Here is a 295-nt window from a genome sequence, read left to right as displayed (position 1 = left end):
CACGTCACGAAGAACATGAAAGATGAAGCAATCAATGTACTGGATAAAGTTATGAAAAAGATTTTTTAAAAAGTTTTGCCCCTTTTTTGCCCCCTAAATACAAAAATAGCCCTTCGGATAAAATCCGAGGGGCTAGAAACGTTGTTAAATCAACGATTATTTTTTCAAGTTGTAGAATGATTTCAATCCACGGTATTCTATTTTAGAGCTTTTATATAAAACTACATGAGTGCAAACCCTTGTAAAATAAGGGTTTATACGTCATAAACTACATATATTTTTTACCGTAAAAATA

This window comes from Streptococcus thalassemiae (assembly GCF_903645285.1).
GTDB lineage: Bacteria > Bacillota > Bacilli > Lactobacillales > Streptococcaceae > Streptococcus > Streptococcus thalassemiae.
Note: the sequence above shows the minus strand (reverse complement) of the source record.